We start from the raw sequence: 25308 nt of genomic DNA, 5'->3' as shown, positions 1-25308 counted from the left end.
AAAGCTACTATTATATGAGGCTTATGTATCTTACATGGAGTCATTTCAAATTGTTTTTTAACAGCGAATGAAGCTTTTCTGCCTTCTGAATAAAAAATTAATTGTTCATTCTATCTCAACAACCGTAATGTCTACTCTCATTTAAAACAAATCCAGTTGGCGAGGAGCTAAATCATTATAGTTGAGATTCATTTGCTCAATAAGCGTGAGGGCATTTTTCGCCGCATGACCACCTGAATTGTTGTTAAAAACAACATATAAATTCTTCGTTTGATTTGATAATGACGTTATCGCTGCTTTCCATTCTGCTAATTCTTTGTGATTATAATCATACAAATAACGAACTTCACGCCAACTTTTTCCATTACGTGGACCATTCCATCCGTGAACATTTCTTCCGTGTAAACGAATAAGAGTTTTATGAATATCTGTTGGTTCAAGCACTGTCGGAATTGAGCCTAAACCAGCCTGTGGTTCATCACAAATACTGTGAATCCAGTTGTCTTCACGCATGTAATCAAGTGTTTTATTCCGAAACTGTGGCTGAAACCATGATTGATGTCTGAATTCAAGCGCAACAGGAAAATCAGCCAATTGTTTCCTAACAGATCGTAACACACGAACATGTTTTAATTGAAGATCAAACCATGGGGGAAATTGACATAGAACCATTGCTAACTTGTTTGATTCAACTAGAGGAAGCAGCGATTGCTTAAAAGCATGATACATATCTTCTTTTGATGAAAACGTTGATTCTCCACGCTGATGCCCAGTAATTCCTTGATAAGCCTTAACAACGAATTGAAACGTTTGTGGCGTTTCTTTCACCCATTTCCGCATCGCTGATTCCGGCTGCACAGCATAAAAAGTGGAATCAAGCTCTACTATCGGAAAATATCCAGCATACGTTTGGAGCTTTTCTGCCGGCTTAACACCCTCGTATAAATCCATATGATCGCCCCAACCGGTTAAACCTATATAAATCACAGAGATGCCTCCTGAATCATGTTTCTGTTAGTTTAACGTAAAAAGGAGTTAAATGAAATGAAAGTGTTTCAAATTGAGAATTAGGCAGATACAAATGTCTAGTCCCAATATCTATAGATCCTGCAACTCGTAGAAAACAAAAGAAGCCTCGGCATGCCAAGGCTTCTTTTCTACTAATTAACCGATTGAACCTTCCATTTCGAACTTGATTAAACGGTTCATTTCAACCGCATATTCCATTGGAAGTTCTTTCGTAAATGGCTCAATGAAGCCCATTACGATCATTTCAGTTGCTTCTTCTTCACCAATACCGCGACTCATTAGATAGAAGAGCTGATCTTCTGATACTTTTGAGACAGTCGCTTCGTGTTCAAGCGTAATGTTGTTGTTCAAGATCTCATTATACGGAATTGTATCAGATGTCGACTCGTTATCCATGATAAGTGTGTCACACTCAATCTTAGATTTTGAACCGTCTGATTTACGTCCAAAGTGACAAATACCGCGGTACGTTACTTTACCGCCTTGTTTTGAAATTGATTTAGAAACAATCGTCGATGAACAGTTCGGCGCAAGATGCGTTACTTTTGCTCCAGCATCTTGATGCTGTCCTTTTCCTGCAATCGCAATTGAAAGAATCGTTCCTTTTGCACCTTCGCCACGCATGATAACAGCAGGGTACTTCATCGTAAGCTTAGAGCCAATGTTTCCATCAACCCACTCCATTGTTGCCCCTTTATCTGCTACAGCGCGCTTTGTTACAAGGTTAAATACGTTTGGTGCCCAGTTTTGAATCGTTGTGTAACGGCAATAGGCATTGTCTTTAACAATGATTTCAACAACCGCACTGTGAAGTGAATTTGTTGTATAAACTGGAGCTGTACAACCTTCTACATAGTGTACAGAGCTATCCTCATCAGCGATAATCAATGTTCGCTCAAACTGACCCATGTTTTCAGAGTTGATTCGGAAATAAGCCTGCAGTGGTGTATCAACTTTAACACCCTTTGGTACGTAGATGAATGAACCACCAGACCATACAGCTGAGTTTAATGCTGAGAATTTGTTATCGGCAGCTGGAATAACAGAAGCAAAGTGTTCTCTAAAGATATCTTCGTTCTCTTTTAAAGCTGTATCCGTATCTTTAAAGATAACGCCCAGGTCTTCCAAGTCTTCTTTCATGTTGTGATAAACAACTTCGGATTCATACTGCGCAGATACACCGGCAAGGTATTTTTGTTCTGCTTCAGGAATTCCAAGCTTATCAAATGTGTTTTTAATTTCTTCTGGCACTTCATCCCAAGAGCGCTCCGTTTTGTCAGACGCCTTTACGTAATAAGTAATATCGTCAAAGCTTAGCTCAGAGAGGTCTCCACCCCATTGAGGCATTGGCATTTTATAAAACTGCTCAAGTGATTTCAAGCGGAAGTCAAGCATCCACTGTGGTTCGCTTTTCATTCGAGAAATCTCTTCTACGATTTCTTTTGTCAGCCCTCGACCTGAACGAAAGATAGACACATCACGATCCGAAAACCCGTATTTGTATTCTCCGATATCTGGCATTTTTTTTGCCATTCGAAATCCCTCCTATTTTTATGAAGACTGATTTTCGTCAAGCCCTTTTTCAAGCGCCTTCCAAGCAAGCGTTGCACATTTAATTCGTGCTGGGAATTTTGTTACTCCTGAAAGAGCTTCAATATCACCTAAATCAAATGCCTCGTCGTCATAGTCTTTTCCTTGCATCATATTTGAGAAAAGTGTTGATAATGCTAAAGCTTCATCAATTGATAACCCTTTTACAGCTTGTGTCATCATTGACGCAGAAGCAAGGCTAATTGAGCAACCTTCTCCTGTGAACAAAGCGCGGTCAACCTTTCCGTCTTTTACTTCCATCTGAACTTGAACACGATCCCCACATGTCGGATTGTTCAAGTTTATCGTTCTTACATCGCCTTCAATTTCCCCGCGATTACGTGGGTTCTTGTAGTGATCCATAATCACTTGGCGATAAAGCGTATCTAAATCACGAGAAGACATCGCTAAAGTACTCCTTTGCTTTGACTAATCCATTTGCTAGAGCATCAATATCTTCTTTTGTATTATAGACATAAAAACTAGCTCTAGCTGTTGCGACAACGTTAAGCCATTTCATTAATGGCTGCGCACAATGATGCCCTGCACGAACAGCTATTCCTTCTGCATCAAGAACCGTCGCCACATCATGGGGATGAACGTCACCTAGCTGAAATGTAACGACACCGGCACGATGTTTCGGTCCAAAGATTGTCAAATCGTTCAAATCAGCCAATCGTTCAAATGAATAATCAACTAATACTTTTTCATGTTGCTCAATTTCATTAAACCCTAAATCGGTCACAAAATCAATTGCAGCACCCATACCTATTGCTCCGGCAATAATTGGCGTACCTCCTTCAAATTTCCAAGGAAGCTCTTTCCACGTTGAATCCTGAAGGCCAACAAAATCAATCATTTCGCCCCCAAATTCAATTGGTTCCATTTTATTCAAAAGCGCTCTCTTACCGTAAAGGGCACCAATACCTGTTGGTCCACCCATTTTATGACCAGAAAAGGCATAGAAATCAACGTTAAGCTCTTGTACATCAACTTTCATGTGAGGAGCACCTTGAGCCCCATCAACTGCGATAACTGCGCCATGCTTATGAGCAATTTTTGCAATTTCTTTGATTGGGTTAATCGTACCGAGCACGTTTGAAACATGCATAATTGAAACAATCTTAGTCCGCTCTGTTACGGTTTTCTCGACATCTACAAGATCAATCGTTCCATCCGCTTGCAAGGGGATGTACTTTAATACCGCCCCTGTTCTTTTCACAAGCTGCTGCCACGGAATAACGTTTGAATGATGCTCCATCGGCGTGATAACAATCTCATCACCCTCGTGGACATAGTCATCACCGTAACTCCGAGCAACAAGATTTAACGCAGTCGTTGTACCCCTAGTAAAGATGATTTCTTCCAAACTTGTTGCATTAAGAAACGTTCGGACTTTATCTCTAGCGCCTTCATACTCGTCTGTCGCCATTGTACCGAGAGTGTGCACCCCCCGATGGACATTTGAGTTATACCGGCGATAATAATCATCAAGTTTCTCAATGACTTGAATCGGCTTTTGAGAAGTAGCCGCACTATCGAGATAGACAAGAGGATTTCCATTCACCTGTTGATCAAGGAGCGGAAACAGCTTCTTTATCTCATATGCATTCATCGCTTCGCCTTTCTTTCAATCACATTACGCATTTGTTTACGAACTGACTCAACAGGAAGCTGGGCAACAACTGGCTCTAAGAAACCATGAATAACTAGACGCTCTGCTTCAACTCTAGAAATACCGCGACTCATGAGATAGAACATTTGCAGCGGATCAATTCGGCCAACTGAAGCTGCGTGTCCAGCCGTTACATCGTCCTCATCGATGAGTAAGATCGGGTTGGCATCACCACGTGCACGTTCACCAAGCATTAACACACGTTCCGTTTGTTCACCATGAGATTTAGTAGCGGCCTTTTCAATCTTTGAAATACCGTTAAAGATGCCTAAAGCTCTGCCAGTCATAACTCCATGCTTTAAGATATATCCTTCTGAATGCTTACCATAGTGCTTAATTAATGTCGTAAAGTTTTGCTTTTGCTCACCTGTACCAATAGTAACTAGCTTCGCATCCGCAAATGAGCCATCGCCCATTAAATAAGTCGTGTTGTCGGCAACTGTATCACCATCGTTCATTTGACCAAGTGCCCACTCAATTCGACCATCACGATCTACATGACCACGTCGCACAACATACGTAGTCGTTGTTTCATTAAGCGTATCAACTCCACCAAAGGAAACGCGTGCACCTGCACCGACATAAACTTCCGCAACAATGTTTGCCACTTTAGCACCTTGACCATAAGCCGCATAGTTTTCAACATACGTTACGGAGCTATTCGCTTCAGCGACGATCAAGACATGGTTAAATAATCCTGCATTCTCATCTGAAACGGCATAGAGCGCTTGAAGAGGTACTTCAACATGAACGTTCTTAGGAACATAAACAAATGCTCCACCATTCATTAACGCCGCATTCATTGCAGTCAGCTTATTCTCATCAGTAGATACAGCTTCTGAAAACAGATATTTTTTAATCAAATCACCATGCTCTACGAATGCAGTAGCAAGGTCCGTGAAAATGACACCTTTGTCCGCTAATTCAGCGGCGTTTGTTTGATAAACCGTTGAGGCGTTATCTTGAACCAATAAGCTGTTTCCAGTTGCGTCTTCATCAATGTATGCACGAATTTCAGCAGCAAGCTCGTCCACATTTGCAACAGTACTCTTTTGCCCAATCGCTTGATTGAACGAAATGAAATCCCAATTATGGATTTTTGTTTTATCAGGCTTAGGTAATTCTAGTGAATCTACTTTATTTAATGTAGATACACGTAGTTCCGTTAGCCATTTTGGTTCATTATTTGCTTCGGACCGACTAATTAATTCTTCGGTACCGATAATTGTATTTGTCTCTACTGACATACGTACCATCCTTTGCTGTTTTATCGTTAAAGCGTTGACTGATTAACCTTATGCTTCTTGACCCGCATCGACGCGCTCATCTTCAATTCCAAGCTCTTCTTTAATCCAGTCATAGCCTTCTGCTTCAAGACGCTCAGCAAGTTCTGCTCCACCTGATTTAACGATGCGACCTTGCATCATTACGTGTACTTTATCTGGAGTGATATAGTCAAGTAGACGCTGGTAGTGCGTGATAATTAGGCAACCGAAGTTCTCGCCACGCATTTGGTTTACACCTTCAGCAACGACTTTTAATGCATCAATATCAAGACCTGAATCAATTTCATCTAGGATCGCAATGCGCGGGTCCAGCATTAGTAGTTGAAGAATTTCGTTACGCTTCTTCTCACCACCAGAGAACCCTTCGTTTAGATAACGCTGTGCGAAAGATTGATCCATATCAAGAACATCCATCTTCTCGTCCATTTTACGGATAAACTTCATTAGAGAAAGTTCGTCGCCTTCTTCACGGTTTGCATTAATTGCTGAACGCATGAAGTCCGCATTTGTAATACCGCTAATCTCACTTGGATACTGCATTGCAAGGAACATACCTGCACGTGCGCGCTCATCAACTTCCATTTCTAATACATCTTCGCCATCCATCGTGACAGAACCACTCGTAATTTCATATTTCGGATGACCCATAATTGCAGAAGCTAATGTAGACTTACCCGTTCCGTTAGGTCCCATAATTGCGTGGATTTCGCCACCGTTAATTTCCAAATTAAAATCTTTTAGAATCTCTTTATCGTCAATTGAAACGTGTAGATTCTCAATCTTTAAGTTAGGTACAGACATGTGTATTCCCTCCATGAATTAAGCAAGCCCGCTTGTTTGAGCAGACTTGCATGCTTTTTTTAATGATTATTAATCTATTCTCATTCTAATTTTATAACAAATGTCCTTACACTTCAAGGAGCCTGAATTAGAAATACGTGCTTAATCTTAAAAACAAAGCCTAACGCTAGTTGCGCCAGGCTTTGAGTTGTTTTTATCGTTAAGGAGTTTGTGATTGAATCGACTGAACAAGCCGATTACATGCATCATGTTCATTTGTTCGCTCTTGCTCGATCTTTAGCCGTTTGTCTAAACTGCTCTCGTATTCCGCATAGCTGATACCATGTCTTTGCTGTAATCCTTTTTCCATTTCACTCGTGTAGGAAAGTTGCATGTTCGTAATCGTTTCTCATCCTCTCTTGTTTAAAAGCGTTGGGTCTCTTTTTTTCCAACACCGTAATCGTAGCATGAAGCGTTTGCGTCATGCAAAACGAATAGAGTAGCATATAGGCTACTCTATTACTGGTTACCCGACTGAGTATATCTAAAACCCCTCAGACAGAATAATGCTTCCTATTCCTCTTCTATTGAAGGTCGTTTCCTAATTCTCTAAACGCTTCCTGCACTAAAGTTGCCCCTTGACTAAGTGCCGCTCCGCTTCCAAACGCCGTCGCAACAGAGACTGTTTCAAGCAGTTCTTCCTCTGAGCAACCGTTATCTAAACAGCCTTTTGTATGATAAATAATGCAATATTCATCCTGTGCATGGATGCTCATCCCTAATGCAATCAAGTGCTTATGCTTTTTTGAAAGCGCGCCTTCATTAAAACACTGTTCCGTAAACTCATTGTATTTTTCCGCAAAGATTGGCATTTTTTCTTCAAACGAGCCTACGCCTTTTTTATATTGCATCATATGGTGTTCCGTCGATGTATGACCTTCCCGATTCAAACTTCATCTCTCCTTCTAAAAGCAAGTTAACGTTAGTATGAACGAGATTGGAAAAGCCATACTTAGATTTTTTTATTCAAACAAATTAGGATAAGCAGTTTCAGCAAGCTCCTGGACTGCTTCCCCGATGCGCGGACCAGGACGATCCATTATATCAGCAGACAATAAATAAACATCATCATTAATCACTGCGTCGATCGAATCCCAGCCAGAACGTTGTTTTATTTCTTCAACCGAATCATCCACGTAATGAACAGTCGTTGCAATTAATTCAGGATTACGTTCAATGACTTGTTCTTCACTTATTCCCGCCCAATCAGCCAGATCACTAAAAACATTCTCTAAGCCGGCTGCTTCAATGATTTCATGTTGAAATGTTTCTGAGCCAGGGGTAAAGAGCTCTGGTGACGGACTAATTTCGAAGTAAATTTGCTTCTCGTCAACTTCGGAAACAATGTCAGCTACTTCATCAAGCTGTGCTTGAATCCTCTCGATTAAAGGCTGGGCGCTATCTTCCACATGTAATACTTCTGCAATTCGATCAATATCGTCAAATACATCGGAAAAGCTTGTTGCAGAATCAATTGCAAAAACGGGCAGCCCAACATCTTCTAGAGGAGCCATCTGGTCGCCTCCAGAATAGGTATAACCTATAATGACATCAGGATCGAGTTCAAGTAATCGTTCAATATTAATGTCCTCAAATGAAGCAACAACTTCTATGTCGGCAACTTCTTCAGGGTACACATCTGTATCTGTCACACCAACAACATTCTCCCCTTCGCCTAATGCAAAAATAATTTCCGTGTTGCTGGGGATTAACGAGACGATTGTCGTTGGCTTTTCATCAAAAGTTACTTCAACCCCACGATCGTCTGTAACGGTATATGAGTCTGAGCTATTGCTGTCTTCGCCTTGCTCACTCTCATTTGGCTGTGTATCTTCATCTGTATCTCCACAGGCCGCTAAAAGCGCTATTAGCGTTAATGGGACAATGGTTTTTTTAATCATTTTCTGATTCTCTCCTTTTTTTCGGGTACGATTTACTTTTAAACGGAATTTCCGCTATACCTAATTGTTTATTTACATAAACGGCCATTACAAAAAGAACGTTCGCCAATAAATGAATATAATCAAATAATACGTTCGGTACATCTCGTTCTTGGCTAACTTTATGTAGGGCTCTAACTGATTTTTTTGCTTCACTTCTAGCGATATGTAGCGAACTTGCCTCATTTGAACCAAGCGGTAAAACAAATTGATTAAGCTCTTCTTTTGTTTCTCCTACATATTGATCATAAAGCAGGCTTAACTCCTCTAAGTCTCTCTCAGTCACAGCCAAGTTGCCTCGGACTGATCCATTAACATGATAAGCCATTTCCGTTAACCTGATTAAGTGTTGCTTTAAATTAGGAAATGCGTTGACTAAAGCAGAAGCAGCTCCAATGCGGACAGCTAATGAATCTGTTCGAATCTCAAAATCAACCGTAGCAGCGCTTTCTCTCATATACGGATAACATAAGTAACGCATGTCCTTTTTTTTACGTTCCATTCCCCTACCTCCTTACGCTCTTTTAGTTTACAAGTATGTTACCCTCAGCGCCAGCCATATCCATAAAAAAGAGACGACGCCTTTGCGCCGCCTCACCTATTTTATTGTACTGGAACAACCGCCCCTGCATACTCATCTTCAATAAAGGACTGAACTTCTTCCGATTGAAGAACGTCAACAAGGGTTTGAATTTCCGGACGATCCTCATCGCCTGTTCGAACAACGATTAAGTTTACATACGGATTGTTTTCATCCCCTTCTTCAATATAGAGGGAATCTTCCAATGGAGACAAACCTGCACCAATTGCATAGTTTGAATTGATAGCAATAATGTCTGCTTGATTTTGTTCGTATGCAGTAGGAAGTAACTCTGCATCAACCCCAGATGTTTGGAACGTAAGGTTTTTCGGATTTTCACTAATATCTTGCTCTGTTACATCAACTCCAGGTCCCTCTTCAAGCGTAATCAGACCTGCTTCATGAAGAAGCGAATACACACGACCATGGTCAGCTACAGAATTACTCATTAAGACCGTTGCTCCGTCAGGAATCGCATCAATGCTGTCATGTTCCTGTGAGTACAACCCCATTGGCTCTAAATGAATTGCTCCTGCTTCTGTAAAATCAAACCCATTCTCCGCAATTTGTGATTCTAAATAAGGGCGGTGTTGAAAATAGTTCGCATCAAATTCATTTGAGTCTAGCCCAACGTTTGGAAAAATATAATCATTGGCGATATGAATGTCTAGTTCAATACCTTCTTCAGCTAACTGTGAACTTGCAAACTCCAAAATTTCGGCGTGAGGCACGTTTGAAGCACTTATGCTTACTGTTGTAAGTTCTTCCTCGCCTTCTCCTTCACCATCGCCACCAGTAGAATTGTTTTCTTCTTCGTCGGCAGTCCCACATGCTACGAGCGCGAACGATACACCAACTACACCTATTGTTCTTAGAAATGTCTTCATCATTGTTTCTCTCCTTTTTGTTTTATCTTTTATCTAATCGATTGGTGATAAAATCCCCAATCCATTGAAATAGAAATACAATCGCCACGATCGCAATTGTTGCGATCATCATAACGTCACCTGCGTTTCGTTGAAAGCCTTGTTGGTATGCAAAAGTACCAAGGCCACCGCCACCAATAATACCAGCCATTGCTGTAAAGCCAATTAAAGCAACCGTTGTAACCGTAATTCCTGATACAAGTGCTGGCATTGATTCAGGCAACAACACTTTAAAAACAATATGACGATTAGAAGAACCCATTGCCTCAGCAGCCTCCACGACACCACGATCAACTTCTCTTAAACCAATTTCCACTAACCGAGCATAGAATGGCGCTGCCCCTATAATAAGAGCTGGTAAAGCAGCAGACGGACCAAAAATCGTTCCTGTAATGAACTTTGTTATAGGTAAGAGTAATAAAATCAAAATGATAAATGGAATCGCTCGAAACACATTGACAATCGCGCCAACAATTCCATAAACAATAGAATTTTGCCAAGGGTTCCCTCTAGCTGTTAGATAGAGCAACAAGCCTAACAATATCCCAATTACAAACGTGAATGCTGTAGCAATGACAACCATGTATAACGTTTCACTTACAGCATTCCAAAATGAATCCCAGACCACGTTCGGAAATAATTGATCAAGCATGCTCAATCACCTCCACTTCAACTTCTTTTGAACGGATATAATCAAGCGTTTGTTCAATGTGAAAATCAGATCCCGCTAAGCGGAAATACAATTTACCGTAAGATCCTTGCTGAAGCTTAGCGATGTTTCCATGTAAAATGGAAATATCAATCGGAAAACGACGAATAACATCTGTCACAAGTGATTCTTCTGCTGGATTACCGACAAAGGTTAGCGAAACAAGTTTTTCACCTTCGTTCACTTTTATTTCATCCCATAAAGGTTCTTCGTCATTTGATTGCGACAATTGTTTTACAAATTCTTTCGTCATGCTCTTCTCTGGTCTCCTGAAAACTTCATGAACTGCCCCTTGTTCAACAATCTGACCATTGTCCATCACAGCTACTTCATGACAAACCTTTTGAATGACATGCATTTCATGTGTAATTAAAACAATTGTTAAGTTTAGTTTCTGATTAATATCGATTAATAGATCCAGTATCGAGTTTGTTGTTTTAGGGTCAAGAGCTGAGGTAGCTTCATCGCATAATAACACTTTTGGATTATTAGCAAGTGCTCGAGCGATGCCAACGCGCTGCTTTTGACCACCACTTAATTGAGAAGGGTAATTATCTTCTCTTCCCCTTAAACCAACTAAATCAATTAATTCCTCAACTCTTTTTTTTCGATCCTGTGCTGGCAGCTTCGCAACTTCTAGTGGAAAAGAGATATTTTCTCTAACCGTTCGTGACCATAGTAAATTAAAGTGTTGAAAGATCATTCCAATTTTTTGACGCTCTTTCCGCAACTCTTTTTTTGGCAAATTCGTTAGTTCTGTGCCATCTACTACCACAGTTCCCGTAGTTGGTTTTTCAAGAACATTTAGCAAGCGAATTAATGTACTCTTGCCAGCCCCACTGTATCCGATTACACCATATATTTGTCCCTCGGCAATCGTTAAATTGACTTGGTCAACAGCCTTTACGGTTGTATTTTTTGTCTTGTACGTTTTACTTATTCCTTTTAACGTAATCACGCTATGTTTCCTCCAATCAAAAAACCCTTTCTGCCGGATGACAGAAAGGGAAGTATCCTCAATCATCTCATCTCTCAAAGCACGCGCTTTGCAGGATTTAGCACCTTCAAGCATAAGCTTGCGGTTGCCGGGTTTCATCGGGCCAGTCCCTCCACCACTCTGGATAAGAGTATGTTGTTAATCGTTCATTTAAAGTAATGAAATCATAGCACGGGTCATTCCAGCCGTCAACCGTTAAGCCGATTGAGACTCTTGTACAAGGGGTTCCCTGTTCCGAAAGACAAGTAAGAAAAAAACTGAGCCTGCAACATAAAGGAAAGCAGTAATACAAAAGACAACCGCATACCCAGTATATGCACCATACAGCGCAACGATACTCATAGAAACGGGACCCATCAATGCCCATCCAAGTTGAAACACCATTTGCGTAACCGAATTGGCTGTACCACGCATATTCGGATGGATTAGCTTCATCACAAGCGCAGCTTGAATGGGGTTACCAGCATTCATTAAAGCTTGTCTAAATAAAAAACCAATAATGGCAAACCAAAGCACATTTGTAAAGGCAGTTAGCAATAAGAACGGAATGGAACCCATTTGTAGTATAAATACCGCTTTAACCTCACCAAACCGATCAACAACACGCGGCCCTATTAACATGGCAAATACCGTCATTGCTTGCCCCAATGACAATACAAGACCAATTGCCGAGTAGCTTAAATCAAACCGATCGTTAAAGTACAAGTTCAGATAAGGGATAACTAAACCAGAGCCAAATCCAATCATTAAGCTTGATCCTGCAAACAAGCAGATTAGCTTCCATTCCTGCTTTCTTGGACGATGGTTTAAACCTTGCGCCACTTTTTGCACTTTCTTTGTTTGTACGGTCTCCTTTACCTGAAGAAGAGGAATAAAGGAAAGTAATGCTAACAAAAATGCGAGCAATAATGTTACACGAACAGCATCAAGCATTGTTAATGAAGTAAACTGATGTAAAGCATCTGCCATCAATCCGCTAAATAAATGTCCAATCACATTGGCTGCCATCATGATCGCGGCGTGGAGCGCAAATAATTTAACTCGTTGCTTGTCTTTTGAATGTTCAGCTAATAATGGAATTGCGGATACTTGCAAAAAAGCAAAAAAGAACCCTGTTAAACCCGCTCCAAGCAGCAATATCCATTCTGAAATGCCTATTGCTCGAATAAAAAAGCTAACAGCAAGCATCGCGGCACCAATTAAGATCATTTGTTTCCGCCCGTACTTATCACCAAGCAACCCTGCTGGTAACAAAGCTATAGCGGTTGCACCTGCTTGAATGGCAATTATATTTCCATTTAAAGCATCACTAAACCCAAGTTCTCTTACATAAAACGGGTACATCACCATAAATATACCCATTGCGCAATTGAAGGCCATTGATGATAAAAAGAAATAACGAATCGTCCGGCTGTACCCACTTACTGGACGTAATAATTTTGTATGTACTAAAGCCATTATGTAACCCCATTTAGCAGTTATTTCGCCTCTCTAATTAATTATACGAAATAACCACTAAATTGGGTAGCTCTTTTTAGTGCCAACTATCTTCAATAAACGACTTAACTTCATTCCAACTCTCATTTTGCATTTGGAAAATCTGATCTTCCTCAAATGAAAATCCTGCATTCATCGTATGTTGAAGTCCTTGATTGGTTTCAATGACTTCACCAATCCAAGCACCGTCCAAATAAAGCTTTAAATGCCCCTCTTCATACTTTGCGACAACCTTTTGAGTAACATTGACTTTCTCCACTTCGATCTCCCCTTTAGCTCAATGTCTATTTATAGAATGCGTTATGGCGTATTACGCTATGCTAGGGAAGATCAGCCAACAAAAAAAAGCCTGCGTTGGCAGGCTTTTAGTCTTCTTCATTAATCATTTCACTGTATTCTTCGGCAGACATTAACTTATCAATCTCACCAGAGTTTGTTGGTTCTACAACAATCATCCACGCTTTTTCATATGGCGATTCATTAACAAATTCAGGCGAATCATCAAGATCTTCGTTGACTTCAACAACACGGCCGTTAATAGGAGCATACAGTTCAGAAACCGTTTTTACAGACTCAACGCTTCCGAAAGGCTCGTCCGCTTCAATCTCGTCACCAACTTCTGGTAACTCAACAAAAACGATATCCCCTAATTCTGACTGAGCAAAATCAGTAATTCCGATACGGACTTTGTCACCTTCTGTTTTGACCCATTCATGTTCTTCCGAATATTTTAGTTCCTTAGGTAATTTACTCATACTATCCCTCCAACAAATAACTTGTACGCTTGTAATCATACATGAAAAATGCCTTCTCGAAAAGAAGAATGTTTCTTAGAAAAGAGCGATTCTTATTATTAGAATTGTTTTTTTCTACTTATATCCAAGTCTGCTTAAATTGTTCTTCTTTAAAACCAAGAGTAACGCTTGTTTCATCTGTTACAATTGGGCGTTTAATTAGCATTCCATCTGAAGCAAGAAGCTCGTATTGTTCGTCTTCTGACATTGAATCACGTTTGTTTTTTAAATCAAGTTCTCGGTATTTTTTACCACTTGTGTTAAAAAATGATTTTAGCTCTAGCCCGCTTTTTTGATGCAATTCTTTTATTCGCTCTTTTGAAGGTGTTTGGTCGACAATATGAACAGCCTCGAACGTCACATCGTTTTGTTCAAGCCACTTTTTCGCATTTCGACACGTTCCACATTTCGGATATTCGTATAGTTTAACTGACATTTAAAGACCTCCTTCTGTATATCACTGACCTTTATTGTGACATAGACAGAGTCGCCAATACAACTTTAAAAGGAAACAGCGAATCGCTGTTTCCTTAATGAGGAGAACACTCCTTGCGAGAGGAGCTATATTATTTTGAGGGATAACCCTCAAAGTGTAACTAAATTAAACAACATATTTTTTTGAAGCAAGGACACCTTGAGCAATTTCACGCTTCTTTGCAACAACATTAACAGGGTTATGTCTCGTTAGCTTGCGTAACATAGATAGCATTGTGCGTAACGTGTCGCCTTCCTCTGCGTGAATCAACGCTTTTTTCGCATTGGCTTCAATTCGATTAATCGCCTCTTGACCAAACACTTCAGTCATTAGTAGTTTTTGCTTTTGTTGTTCAACAGAACTTGAAGCAATTGCTTTTTCGGTACGTAGAACAACTGACTCAAGCGAATAAATGTCGTTAACAATATCAGCAACTACAGCAAGAACCTCTTGTTCTTTTTCAAGTTCTGGACCATATTTCTGCGCGCCAGTTCCTGCGATCATCAAAAAGATTTTCTTAGCCATTGAAAGTAGGTACTTTTCTTGCGCTAATGGCTCTTCTTCAATTTCTTGTGGCATAAGCATCATTAATTCTTCTTGTAATGCCGTTGCTTTTTCCAAGAATGGCAATTCGCCTTTTAATGCTTTTCTCATTAAAGTTCCAGGTACAAGCATCCGGTTAATTTCATTTGTTCCTTCAAAAATACGGTTAATACGAGAGTCACGGTAGATTCGCTCAACTTCATATTCAGCCATAAAGCCATAACCGCCATGAATTTGCACCGCTTCATCTGCAACAAAATCAAGCGTTTCTGAACCATCAAACTTGTTTAATGAGCATTCTATCGCATACTCGGCAATCGCATTCGCAACGGCGCGACCATCTTTTTGCTCTTCTTCAGTTAAGCTTGCAAAGCGGGCCTCAATTAAACCACCTGTACGATAAATAGCGCTTTCACTGGCAAAAATAGCCGTTGCCATAGATGCTAATTTTTCTTGAATAAGTGTAAATGATGCAATTGGCGTTTTGAATTGCTTCCGTTCTGTTGCATACGTAGCAGCAAGCTCAAGTGCTGCTTTTGAGCCACCAATGCAGCCCACACCTAGCTTATAACGACCGATGTTCAAAATATTGAAGGCAATAATATGCCCGCGTCCAATTTCTCCAAGCACATTCTCTACAGGAACTTGAGCATCCTCTAAGATTAGTGTACGTGTAGATGATCCTTTAATACCCATTTTCTTTTCTTCTGGTCCTGTTGACACGCCGTCAAACTCTTTTTCTACGATAAAGGCAGTAAATTTCTCTCCGTCAACTTTTGCGTAGACCACAAATACATCAGCAAAAGCAGAGTTCGTAATCCACTGTTTTTCTCCATTCAACACATAATGCGTTTTTTCTTCATTTAAAATAGCTGTTGTTTTTGCTCCTAAAGCATCAGACCCAGAACTAGGCTCGGTTAATGCGTAAGCGGCAAACTTTTCTCCTGTTGCTAATCCAGGTAAATATTTACTCTTTTGCTCATGTGATCCGAAGAAAACGATTGGTAGCGTTCCAATCCCTACGTGGGCACCATGGCTTAATCCAAATGCTCCAGCACGACTAAACCGTTCAGAGATTAATGAAGAACTAATTTTATCAAGACCGATGCCACCGTACTCTTCAGGTACATCTGCACCTAGTAAACCAAGATCTCCCGCTTTTTTGAGCAATCTTGTCGTATGTTGAAATTCATGGTTTTCAATTGCTTCAACATATGGTTTTACATCTTTCTCAACGAAACCTTCTGTCGTGCGGGCGATCATGATTTGCTCTTCGGAAAAATCTTCAGGAGCAAAATACTGCGAGGCTTCAATATCCTCTAGTAAAAAACTTCCACCTTTAAGCAATTTTTCAGTTGTCTCACTCATCATTAACATCCTCTCACGATTAAATTAATTCAAATACTCCTGCTGCGCCCATGCCTCCACCAATACACATCGTGACAACACCAAACTGTTCACCACGTCGTTTCATCTCATGAGCAAGTGATAGCGTCAATTTAGAACCTGTGCATCCAAGAGGATGCCCTAGTGCAATAGCTCCACCATTAACATTAACTTTTTCATGATCAATGCCTAATGTGCGGATGATCGCTACGGCTTGTGAAGCAAAAGCTTCATTTAATTCAAACAAACCTATATCTTCAAGCTGAAGACCTGCCTGACGAACCGCTTTTGGAATCGCTTCAATTGGACCAATCCCCATTACTTCTGGTGCAACACCTGCAACTGCAAAGCTACGGAATTTTAAGAGTGGACTTAATCCTCGATCAAGTGCTTCTTCTTTATCCATCAGAAGAACTGCGGCTGCCCCGTCGCTCATTTGTGATGAGTTTCCGGCAGTGACCGTTCCTTTTAGCTGAAAAGCTGGTTTTAATTTTGCAAGAGATTCAACGGATGTATCAGCACGAACTCCTTCATCAACAGCGATTTCTCTTTCTTGCAGGCTCACTTTTCCATCTTCACCGAGAACTTGCTCACTAACAGTAACCGAAACAATTTCATCGTTAAATTTTCCAGTTGAAATGGCTTCAGCTGCGCGACGGTGACTTTCGGTTGCAAATGCATCCTGATCCGATCGGCTGATGTCATACTGTCTTGCTACCTCTTCAGCGGTATAGCCCATTGACATATAGTATTCAGGTGCTTCATCAATTAGTTTAGGATTGGGTTTAATGACATGACCGCCAATAGGGATCATACTCATTGACTCTGCTCCACCGGCAATAATCATTTTGCTTTGACCAAGCATAATTCTTTCTGCCCCGTAAGCAATTGTTTGTAAACCAGATGCACAATAGCGATTGATCGTTACAGCAGGGACCGATTGAGGAATTCCTGCTAGCACACTTAAATTACGCGCCATATTCATACCTTGTTCTGCTTCAGGCATTGCGCATCCAATAATGACGTCTTCGATATCAGTAGGATCGACGCCATTCGCACGTCGGATTGTTTCTTTAACGGCAATCGCTCCTAAATCATCCGAACGAACATGCGCAAAAGCGCCTCGATTTGCCTTTCCAACTGGCGTTCTCGCGCCAGATACAATAACGGCTTCTCTCACGAATAGTCCCTCCTAGTTACGTAGTGGTTTTCCTTTTGAAAGCATATATTGCATACGTTGCTGTGATTTCGGTTCTCCAATTAAGCTTAAGAACGCTTCTCTTTCTAAATCGAGTAAATACTGTTCATCAACTAGCGTACCTTCTCTTAGTCGTCCACCTGAAATAACAAATGCTAATTTCTTAGCGATTTTTAGATCATGCTCAGATGCATAACCGCCCCACTTCATCATTTCTGCACCTAGCATTAGCGTGGCATAGCCAGCTTCGCCTGTAACAGGGATTTTCTTTTTGCCTGGTGCTTGATAGCCACCATCAGAAAGGGAAATCACTTTTTGCTTCGCTTCATAGTTAACGAATAAGTCATTCATTACAATCGCATCTCTGCTAGATAAGAAACCATTGTCACGAGCTTCTGCAGCTGAAGTAGATACTTTTGCAGTTGCTATTTTTTCAAAAGTTTCACGCGCTGCTTGTTGCAATTGTGCAGGTGTTTTGTCACCAAAGCGCTCAAGATTGCGGAGGTAAAGCTCTTTGTTCCCACCTCCACCTGGAATTAAGCCAACACCAACCTCTACTAGTCCCATATAGGTTTCATGGCTTGCTTGAATGCTCGCAGCTGGCAAACTTATTTCAGAGCCGCCACCAAGCGTCATTTGATAAGGAGCTACAACTACAGGCACGTTGGCATAACGGATTCGCGAAGTCATTTTCTGAAACTGACGTACAACCATATCCAGTTCATAGAAGTTATCATCCTGTGCTTCCATTAACATCATCATTAAGTTTGCACCAACACAGAAGTTTCTGCCTTCATTACCAATAACAAGCCCTTTGTAATTCGCTTCCGTTTCATCAATAGCTTTATTAATCATTTGAATAACATCAAGACCAATGGAGTTGTTCGGCGAAGTAAACTTGAGTAAAGCCACATCGTCCCCAATATCAATCAATGAAGCCCCTGTATTTTTACTAATGGTATGATTTTGTTTTAGAACATTAAGAGAAAGATGTTTCTCATGTTTTCTAACAGGCTTATCTCCTGATTGATCATAGAACTGACCATTTTGGTAGATCGACTCTCTACCTGCTTCATACATGTCAATTACCCAATTCGGTAAAACGTGACCATCTGTTTGTATTTTTTCAACCGTTTGTCTGAATCCTAATGCATCCCAAAGCTCGAAAGGTCCCAAGTCCCATCCAAAACCCCAGCGCATGGCTTCATCAACTGCCTGTATATCGTTGGCAATTTCAAACGTTTTTTCAGCTGTGTAAACAAGGACTGGACTTATAATGGCCCAAAGTAAATTCCCTGCTTTGTCATCTGCAAATACAACCGTTTTAAGTTTTTCTTTTTTCGATTTTATTGCTTTTGTTCGATCGATTGATGGTGCTTTTAATTTATTTCTCGGCTCATACTCCATTGTTTCTGGATTTAATTGTGTAATCGCACCATCTTTTTTAAGATAAAACCCTTGACCGCTTTTAGCACCAATCCAGCCGTTTTCTGCCATGCTCTTCATAAATTGAGGTGGGTCAAACATCGCTCGTTCGTCACCTTCTGTTTCGTCGTAAACGTTTTTGGCAACATGTAAAAACGTATCTAAACCAACAACATCAAGCGTTCGAAACGTTGCAGACTTCGGTCGCCCAATTAACGGACCTGTGACAGAATCTACTTCTCCAACCGTATATCCGTTTTTCACCATCTCATGAACAGTAACTAGAAGGCCATAAGTTCCAATTCGATTCGCAATAAAATTGGGTGTGTCTTTTGCCTCTACAACCCCTTTACCTAGTTTCTCTTCTGCGAACTGACGAATGAACGAAATGACGTCTTTCTTTGTATCTTCCAAAGGTATTAATTCAATTAATTTTAAGTACCTTGGTGGATTAAAAAAGTGCGTCCCGAGAAAATGTTCTTTGAAATCAGCGCTGCGTCCTTCCGCCATCGCCTTAATTGAAATTCCCGATGTATTTGAGGTAACAATCGATCCTTTTTTACGAACCTGATCGATCTTCTCAAACAGTTGTTTTTTTGCATCTAGATTTTCAATGATTACTTCAATGACCCAATCAACTTCACTAAGACGACTTAAATCATCTTCTAAATTTCCAGTCTCAATCAACGCGAGACTACTAGGTGATGCCAGTGGAGCTGGCTTCTGCTTTTTTAATTTTTTTACTGCGTTATCCGCTAATTGATTTCGAACTTGTTTCTTTTCAAGAGTTGCAACAGCAGCATGACCACTTTCTTGACCTTTAGGGACCATATCTAATAACAGGACAGGAATCCCTGCATTCGCTAGATGAGCAGCAATACTCGCTCCCATTACACCTGCTCCAATAACAGCCGTTTTCCGAATATGACGTGACATTCTTTCTGTCATCCTCCTCTCAAAATGAAAAACGAATGAATACTCATTCATTTTTTGAGCAATAAAAAATCGCTTTTCTCAAGCTTTCTTTAACTATAACGAATAATGATAGCGTTTGCAATACAAATCTTCTGCAAATTCTTCCTTTTTTCTTCTGTATAAAAGATGCAGTCTTTCAAATACTACCTTTAAACCTGTCAACATCTAAGGAGGATTAAATATGAATCAAGAACAACCACAAGCTCAATCAACACAGGCACAAACATCAGCTCATTTGCAAGAAGCCCCAGCCGTACTTACTGGTAAAGATTTAAATTACATTAATGACATGATGGCTTGGAATTTAACAGCTGCCAAAAAGGCTCATTTTTATGCGCAACATTGTCAAGATCAAGAGATCAAGCAAGCGATTGATGCTGCAGGGCAGATGCACCAACGTCATTATGACCAGTTATTAAGTATGCTCAATCAACCTGGGCAAGCACCAACATATCAATAAGGAGTGGACAGCGTGAATCAAAATACTATTCAAAACCAAAAAATACCGTTGCCAACAACGACGAGTATGACCGATCAAGATTTTATTACCGATATGCTTTCAACGGAGAAGTATATAACCGTTTCTTACTCGATAGCAGAACATGAAGCGAGTCATGAAGCTTATTATCAAACGATTCACCAAGCAAACAACGAAGCTTCACAAATGCAACGTACGCTCTATGAGACGATGTTTAGAAAAGGACTTTACAGCTTAAGCCCCACTCAAGACACGCAAATTCAACAAAGCTACCAACAGCATTCAACGGATAAGAATCAATTACCCTATTCTTGAGTAAATAAGAGAGCAAAGTGCTCTCTTATTTACATTTAATACGACAACTCAGACAGAGAAACAATAGCGTTGACAGACATCGGAACTGGTTTTCGTTTACGATTCAACCAAATCGCCTCCATTCCTGCATTCAAACTTCCATACACATCGGTTTTCAAATTATCACCTACATATAAACAAACTGCTGGGTCTTTTCCAACTCGATTACACGCATGATGATACAAGTTAACAGAAGGTTTAGCTTGTCCAATATCATCAGAACAAATTAGGAAATCAATCATCGAGCTTAATCCAATTGCCTGGATTTTTTTAACTTGCTGTTCTCTTTTTCCATTTGTAATCACACCAATTTTCGTTACTTTTGAAATCCGCTGCAAACATTTATGTACATCTGAAAACGCACTCCAATTTTTCTCATAATAGCCGATGTAGACCTCAAACCGTTCTCTTGCTTCTTTGGTGGTTATTGAATCTGAAAAAATGGCTCGTATTCGCTCTATCCTCTGTTCTTCAAAACTGATTTTGCCGTTTAAATAATGCCTGAAGTAATGAGCCGATGCAGTTTTCCATTGTTGCTCAAACGTTAACTCCGTCCGATTCTTTAATTGATCATAATGATTTCTAAACAAAAGAGCGCCTTTGCGTTCTGCTTCTTCATGATTAAGCAATGTATCATCTAAATCAAAAAAGATCATGTTTACCTCCACTAAAAGAAGAGAGACGAAGTATATTATTCTCCGCCTCTTTATCCTTATTTTCTCGAAAAAAAACGCTGTTGCGCTAAGTTGGTTAAAAACTCTTGCGTAAACTGACTTTTATTCTCTCTTGTTTCAACAAGAACTCCGAGACCTCCTTCTATCCCCAATTCTTTAGCAATAAAAGCTGCCTGTTTTAAAAACGCAATCGGCTTATAATGCATATATTGTTCTCGAACATAGCTTTTCATCTCAGCTTTTGTGTACTCATCTAAATTCTCACCACCTACGACAAGAAGAGCGTCGTACAAAAGAGGAGAGGCTGTTAAAAAGCTATCATTTACTTCTAACCTGTTCATATTCTTTCCTTTTACAGCTTGTTGCTTTTCACTAATAATAACGAGGCGAACGTCTGCCTGCTGCAATCGAGTCAAAATGTCCTTCGTCATGGCATCATCAAACCCATCTGCGACTAAGACACCTACTTTTAACGTTTCTACCATCTTCTTTGTCTTAGCCATACTTAAAGCTGGCGATGATTTTGTCACTGAAGATTCTTTTACATTCGCTTTATTCACTCCGATTTGCTCCGCTACTGCTGAAGCAAGGGCGTTGCTCACTTTGCCAATTTGGGTAACAACTTGCTGCCTTACATCCTTGCTTTTTACTTTTCCAAGTTCAAAACTAAACGCATTTGCTATATGGTCTTTCTCCCAGTGGCTCATGCTATTCCAAAACAGCCTCGCCTGCGAGTAGTGGTCCGCGAAGCTAGGTGCGGTTTTGCGAATTTTTTTTCCGCTCACCGTTTCTGGATACGTTTCAAATCCTCCTTGTGAGGGAGGAACTTCTTTCGGTGTGTTATTCCATATCGAATTCTTTTTATAGGCAACATTTCCTTGATCTACAATGTATCGCATCGCCCCATCTCGCTGATTATTATGGAAAGGACAAATTGGTGCATTAATTGGCAATTCTTGATGATTTGTTCCGACCCGATACATTTGAGTGTCCGTATAAGAGAATAAACGTGTTTGCAAAAGTGGATCATTTGTAAAATCGATCCCTGGAACGATGTTTCCTGGATGAAGCGCTACTTGCTCGGTTTCCGCAAACACATTTTCAACATTACGATTCAGACGCATTTCGCCAATAATTCGAACAGGAACATCTTCCTCCGGCCAAAGCTTGGTAGCATCTAATATATCGAAGTCGAACATAAATTCATCTTTTTCTTCAATGACCTGAATGCCAAGTTCCCAGACCGCCTCGCCTCCTGAATCAATCAGCTCCCAAATGTCTCTACGATGGAAATCGGGGTCAATGCCCCCAAGCTTCTGAGACTCATCCCAAACAAGAGAATGAACCCCTAATCTAGGTTTCCAGTGAAACTTAACAAAATGTACGTTTCCTCTGGCATTAACAAGCTTAAACGTGTGAACCCCAAACCCTTCCATTGTTCTAAAGCTCTTAGGAATGGTTCGGTCACTCATAATCCACATCATCATATGAGTTGATTCAGGATTATTTGCGATAAAATCCCAAAATGTATCATGGGCAGTTGCCGCTTGTGGAATTTCATTGTTTGGCTCTGGTTTAACTGCATGGATTAAATCAGGAAACTTCAACCCGTCTTGAATGAAGAAAACGGGGATATTATTACCAACTAAATCAAAATTCCCTTCTTCAGTATAAAACTTCACAGCAAACCCTCGCACATCACGCACCGTTTCAGCAGCGCCCTTTGATCCTGCAACTTCAGAAAAGCGGAGAAAAACAGGCGTTTCGACGTTAGGATTTTGTAAAAAATCTGCTTTTGTTAGCGCCTCTTGCGATTGATATACTTTAAAATTTCCGTAAACACCGTAGCCTCTGGCATGAACTACACGTTCTGGAATTCGTTCCCGATCAAAATGACTTAACTTCTCTCGCATTATAAAATCTTCCAACAAACTTGGTCCACGCTCACCAGCTTTTAATGTATTTTCATCATTCGCTATTTTTGTTCCTTGATTCGTAGTTAATTTTTGATTGTAGTTGTTTCTGCTAAATTGTTCGACCTGTTCAGCTTTTCGATTCGGTTTCTTCGGCTTCCGTTCCATCTATCCACCTCCAATGCCAGTTTATTCAGGGCATAGACCAGTTATGATTTCGAATCATTCTCAGTGAAAGTGCGCTTGTGGAAAATGAAATACACCGTCCATATTGCTGCAACCACCAGTGCTAAAAGGGCAGCAATTGAAAACATCACTTGGAGACCATAGAGATCAATTACGTATAAAGAAAATAGCGGACCCATTGCCGCTCCGAAATCAACCATGACCGTATGGATCGTCACAACCTTAACCGGATTTTTCACAGCAATCGTTGCTGCAAATGTATCAACCATCGTGACAAAAAAAGTAGAACATAACTGAAAAATGAGTAAAGCAATAAGTAAAACGATGAGCGACCATCGTTGTTGCTGGACCATAAATAAACTGGCAATGATACATAGGACGAAAATAAGATAAAGTTGAGGCCTTTTTGATTGATCGAGAAGTCGACCAAACCACGGTGCTAGAAATGGGTCCCACCCCCATCGAATGGCTTGAATAATGCTGGCAATGGCAGCAGAAGAAATGAGTATGCCCCCAATAGACCAGTTCTGCTGATACACTTGGTCGATCACGATGCTAATCGTTGAAGCAAAGAACCCAAATAGTAGAAACCCCTTTATAAACCCAGTTCCAAATACAATCACCGTAAAGCCATCTAGCCAGCCATGCTGCTCTTGATCATTAGACGTGCGTTCTTCTTCTGTTTTTAGAGGAACTAGCCAATGAACAATAGGGATCATTGCTACACTTAAACTTGCGAATAAGACAACAATTCCTGTTATACTCCACAGTTCTACGAACAGACCGCCAAACAACATACCTCCAAGGCCGCCTAAACCCCAAAGACCATTGTATAAGCCAATTAAATTTCCTCTGTTATGATTTCCAGCAACATTTACCACCGTTAGCATTCCACCAAGCCTTAGAAGTGACCACGCAACCCCCCAGAGAATTCGCATGAAAATTAGAATGACAAATTCTTTTATAAAACCGTAGGAGAGGGTCGTTAAAATGGTTAAACCCAGCGAAATAAAAACACCCGTTCGGAGCTGAAACTTTGTATAAAACCAACCAATTAACGGATTAATCGGTAATCGAATGAATCGGTTTACAGATAGTAATACGCCAACTTGCCATAGGCTCGTTAAACCAAACTCTTCATAATATAAAGGAAGCACTATAAAAAGCATGGAATCTCCTAAAACAGCAATAGCTGTAATAAGTGCAATCCCAACAACTTTCTTCTTCTCGTTACTCATGCTTGTGCCTTCCTACGAGCCAATGTTTAATCTCACGTTTCGCTTGTTCCAAAGCAATTTGTCGATGAGTAAAAGCATAAACATCATCTGCCTGCGCAAGACGCTTCCCATTTGAAAGCAAAAACAAGCCATCATACCCTGCTTTAGCTTGAATAGGAGCAGTCGAAATCCAACCAGAGAGAACACCACTTGTGGTTTTAATCGTCCCATCTGGAAATAGAACAGCAACAACACTTTGAAAATAAGCTTGTCGCTTTTCAATTGAAACAGAAGCCATTCTCCTTTGAAGCTCATGCGCACGGTCATGATCGGTTCCGCTGAAAAACCTTGCTGTCTTCACACCCGGTTCTCCATTAAGAGCTTCAACCACAAGACCAGAATCTTCCGCCACAATAATTCCTTGTGTATGCTTGCTTAGATGTCTTGCTTTTAACAGTGCATTTTCTTCAAAAGTAGTTCCTGTCTCTTCAACATCATAAACATCATTATAATCAACGAGCTGAAGTCTCCCTTGTATTTGACTAAGTGCGGCTCTAATCTCCTTTCGTTTTGCTTCATTCCAACTTGCAATATAGACTTTATACATGTCAATGCGCACCT

Annotated in this window: 26 protein-coding genes and 1 riboswitch; of the genes, 2 read left to right on the top strand and 24 right to left on the bottom strand. The window is 40.4% G+C overall.

What is annotated here, in order from left to right; translation table 11 throughout:
* Window positions 1–141 precede the first annotated feature (141 nt).
* The 20 genes from JOC54_RS18560 to JOC54_RS18465 form a co-directional block, all read right to left on the bottom strand.
* The gene (locus JOC54_RS18560; protein ID WP_204468178.1) at window positions 142–987 is read right to left on the bottom strand and encodes a DUF72 domain-containing protein; all 846 of its coding nucleotides are present in this window, start codon (window positions 985–987) and stop codon (window positions 142–144) included.
* A gap of 177 nt (window positions 988–1164) precedes the next feature.
* The gene (gene sufB / locus JOC54_RS18555) at window positions 1165–2562 is read right to left on the bottom strand and encodes a Fe-S cluster assembly protein SufB (protein WP_035420940.1); all 1398 of its coding nucleotides are present in this window, start codon (window positions 2560–2562) and stop codon (window positions 1165–1167) included.
* Window positions 2563–2580: 18 nt separating this feature from the next.
* Window positions 2581–3024, bottom strand: a complete 444-nt coding sequence (gene sufU / locus JOC54_RS18550) for a Fe-S cluster assembly sulfur transfer protein SufU (protein ID WP_204468176.1) — start codon at window positions 3022–3024, stop codon at window positions 2581–2583.
* Window positions 3011–4234, bottom strand: a complete 1224-nt coding sequence (locus JOC54_RS18545; RefSeq protein ID WP_204468174.1) for a cysteine desulfurase — start codon at window positions 4232–4234, stop codon at window positions 3011–3013. The genes sufU and JOC54_RS18545 overlap by 14 nt, the downstream gene beginning before the upstream one ends.
* Window positions 4231–5541 (bottom strand): Fe-S cluster assembly protein SufD, encoded by a 1311-nt coding sequence (gene sufD / locus JOC54_RS18540; protein ID WP_204468171.1) that lies wholly within the window; start codon window positions 5539–5541, stop codon window positions 4231–4233. The genes JOC54_RS18545 and sufD overlap by 4 nt, the downstream gene beginning before the upstream one ends.
* A gap of 48 nt (window positions 5542–5589) precedes the next feature.
* Window positions 5590–6381 carry a Fe-S cluster assembly ATPase SufC gene (gene sufC / locus JOC54_RS18535; RefSeq protein WP_054793263.1) on the bottom strand — a complete coding sequence of 264 codons (792 nt, stop codon included), beginning with the start codon at window positions 6379–6381 and terminating at the stop codon, window positions 5590–5592.
* A 199-nt stretch (window positions 6382–6580) separates the two neighbouring features.
* Entirely contained in the window at window positions 6581–6754 is a 174-nt protein-coding gene (locus JOC54_RS18530) for a YuzK family famiily protein (protein WP_162831873.1), read from the bottom strand.
* Between the two features lie 190 nt (window positions 6755–6944).
* Window positions 6945–7310 (bottom strand): carboxymuconolactone decarboxylase family protein, encoded by a 366-nt coding sequence (locus JOC54_RS18525; protein WP_204468169.1) that lies wholly within the window; start codon window positions 7308–7310, stop codon window positions 6945–6947.
* A gap of 72 nt (window positions 7311–7382) precedes the next feature.
* Window positions 7383–8321 (bottom strand): ABC transporter substrate-binding protein, encoded by a 939-nt coding sequence (locus JOC54_RS18520; RefSeq protein WP_239586820.1) that lies wholly within the window; start codon window positions 8319–8321, stop codon window positions 7383–7385.
* Window positions 8314–8862, bottom strand: coding sequence for a cobalamin adenosyltransferase family protein (locus tag JOC54_RS18515; protein ID WP_204468167.1), 549 nt, complete (start codon window positions 8860–8862; stop codon window positions 8314–8316). Before JOC54_RS18515 ends, JOC54_RS18520 begins: the two co-directional genes overlap by 8 nt.
* A gap of 101 nt (window positions 8863–8963) precedes the next feature.
* On the bottom strand, window positions 8964–9830 hold the full coding sequence (locus JOC54_RS18510) for a MetQ/NlpA family ABC transporter substrate-binding protein (RefSeq protein ID WP_367617826.1): 867 nt from the start codon (window positions 9828–9830) through the stop codon (window positions 8964–8966).
* Window positions 9831–9849: 19 nt separating this feature from the next.
* A complete protein-coding gene (locus JOC54_RS18505) occupies window positions 9850–10518 on the bottom strand; it encodes a methionine ABC transporter permease (protein WP_204468164.1) in 669 nt (222 codons plus the stop codon).
* Window positions 10511–11533, bottom strand: coding sequence for a methionine ABC transporter ATP-binding protein (locus tag JOC54_RS18500; RefSeq protein WP_035420994.1), 1023 nt, complete (start codon window positions 11531–11533; stop codon window positions 10511–10513). The genes JOC54_RS18505 and JOC54_RS18500 overlap by 8 nt, the downstream gene beginning before the upstream one ends.
* Window positions 11534–11597: 64 nt before the next feature.
* Window positions 11598–11703: riboswitch (SAM riboswitch) on the bottom strand.
* 64 nt (window positions 11704–11767) lie between these two features.
* Complete coding sequence (locus tag JOC54_RS18495) at window positions 11768–13030, bottom strand: MFS transporter (RefSeq protein ID WP_204468162.1); 1263 nt, start codon at window positions 13028–13030, stop codon at window positions 11768–11770.
* A 76-nt stretch (window positions 13031–13106) separates the two neighbouring features.
* Window positions 13107–13328 (bottom strand): DUF2553 family protein, encoded by a 222-nt coding sequence (locus JOC54_RS18490; RefSeq protein ID WP_235194670.1) that lies wholly within the window; start codon window positions 13326–13328, stop codon window positions 13107–13109.
* A 106-nt stretch (window positions 13329–13434) separates the two neighbouring features.
* Window positions 13435–13824, bottom strand: coding sequence for a glycine cleavage system protein GcvH (gene gcvH, locus JOC54_RS18485; protein WP_035420930.1), 390 nt, complete (start codon window positions 13822–13824; stop codon window positions 13435–13437).
* 118 nt (window positions 13825–13942) lie between these two features.
* Window positions 13943–14299, bottom strand: a complete 357-nt coding sequence (locus JOC54_RS18480; protein ID WP_204468160.1) for an arsenate reductase family protein — start codon at window positions 14297–14299, stop codon at window positions 13943–13945.
* 165 nt (window positions 14300–14464) lie between these two features.
* Window positions 14465–16249, bottom strand: a complete 1785-nt coding sequence (locus JOC54_RS18475; RefSeq protein ID WP_204468157.1) for an acyl-CoA dehydrogenase FadE — start codon at window positions 16247–16249, stop codon at window positions 14465–14467.
* 19 nt (window positions 16250–16268) lie between these two features.
* Complete coding sequence (locus JOC54_RS18470) at window positions 16269–17447, bottom strand: acetyl-CoA C-acetyltransferase (RefSeq protein WP_035420500.1); 1179 nt, start codon at window positions 17445–17447, stop codon at window positions 16269–16271.
* 12 nt (window positions 17448–17459) lie between these two features.
* Window positions 17460–19826: a 3-hydroxyacyl-CoA dehydrogenase/enoyl-CoA hydratase family protein gene (locus JOC54_RS18465; protein ID WP_204468154.1), complete on the bottom strand. Its 2367-nt coding sequence runs from the start codon at window positions 19824–19826 to the stop codon at window positions 17460–17462.
* 220 nt (window positions 19827–20046) lie between these two features.
* Between JOC54_RS18465 and JOC54_RS18460 the strand changes: the two genes are divergently transcribed.
* Window positions 20047–20325: a YvdQ family spore coat protein gene (locus JOC54_RS18460; RefSeq protein ID WP_035420502.1), complete on the top strand. Its 279-nt coding sequence runs from the start codon at window positions 20047–20049 to the stop codon at window positions 20323–20325.
* Between the two features lie 12 nt (window positions 20326–20337).
* Window positions 20338–20658, top strand: coding sequence for a spore coat protein (locus JOC54_RS18455; RefSeq protein WP_367617825.1), 321 nt, complete (start codon window positions 20338–20340; stop codon window positions 20656–20658).
* A gap of 35 nt (window positions 20659–20693) precedes the next feature.
* Here JOC54_RS18455 and JOC54_RS18450 read toward each other — a convergent pair whose 3' ends face one another.
* From JOC54_RS18450 to JOC54_RS18435, 4 genes are read right to left on the bottom strand one after another with little or no spacing between them, the layout of a single operon-like run.
* A complete protein-coding gene (locus JOC54_RS18450) occupies window positions 20694–21353 on the bottom strand; it encodes an HAD family hydrolase (RefSeq protein WP_204468152.1) in 660 nt (219 codons plus the stop codon).
* Window positions 21354–21409: 56 nt separating this feature from the next.
* Complete coding sequence (locus JOC54_RS18445) at window positions 21410–23452, bottom strand: catalase (RefSeq protein ID WP_204468150.1); 2043 nt, start codon at window positions 23450–23452, stop codon at window positions 21410–21412.
* 41 nt (window positions 23453–23493) lie between these two features.
* Window positions 23494–24708: an MFS transporter gene (locus JOC54_RS18440; protein WP_204468149.1), complete on the bottom strand. Its 1215-nt coding sequence runs from the start codon at window positions 24706–24708 to the stop codon at window positions 23494–23496.
* On the bottom strand, window positions 24701–25294 hold the full coding sequence (locus JOC54_RS18435; protein ID WP_204468147.1) for a non-canonical purine NTP pyrophosphatase: 594 nt from the start codon (window positions 25292–25294) through the stop codon (window positions 24701–24703). The genes JOC54_RS18440 and JOC54_RS18435 overlap by 8 nt, the downstream gene beginning before the upstream one ends.
* Window positions 25295–25308: the final 14 nt, after the last annotated feature.

The sequence above is a fragment of the Shouchella xiaoxiensis genome, from assembly GCF_016907895.1.
Lineage (GTDB): Bacteria > Bacillota > Bacilli > Bacillales > Bacillaceae_D > Shouchella > Shouchella xiaoxiensis.
Note: the sequence above shows the minus strand (reverse complement) of the source record. Positions and strands in the feature narration are given on the sequence as shown.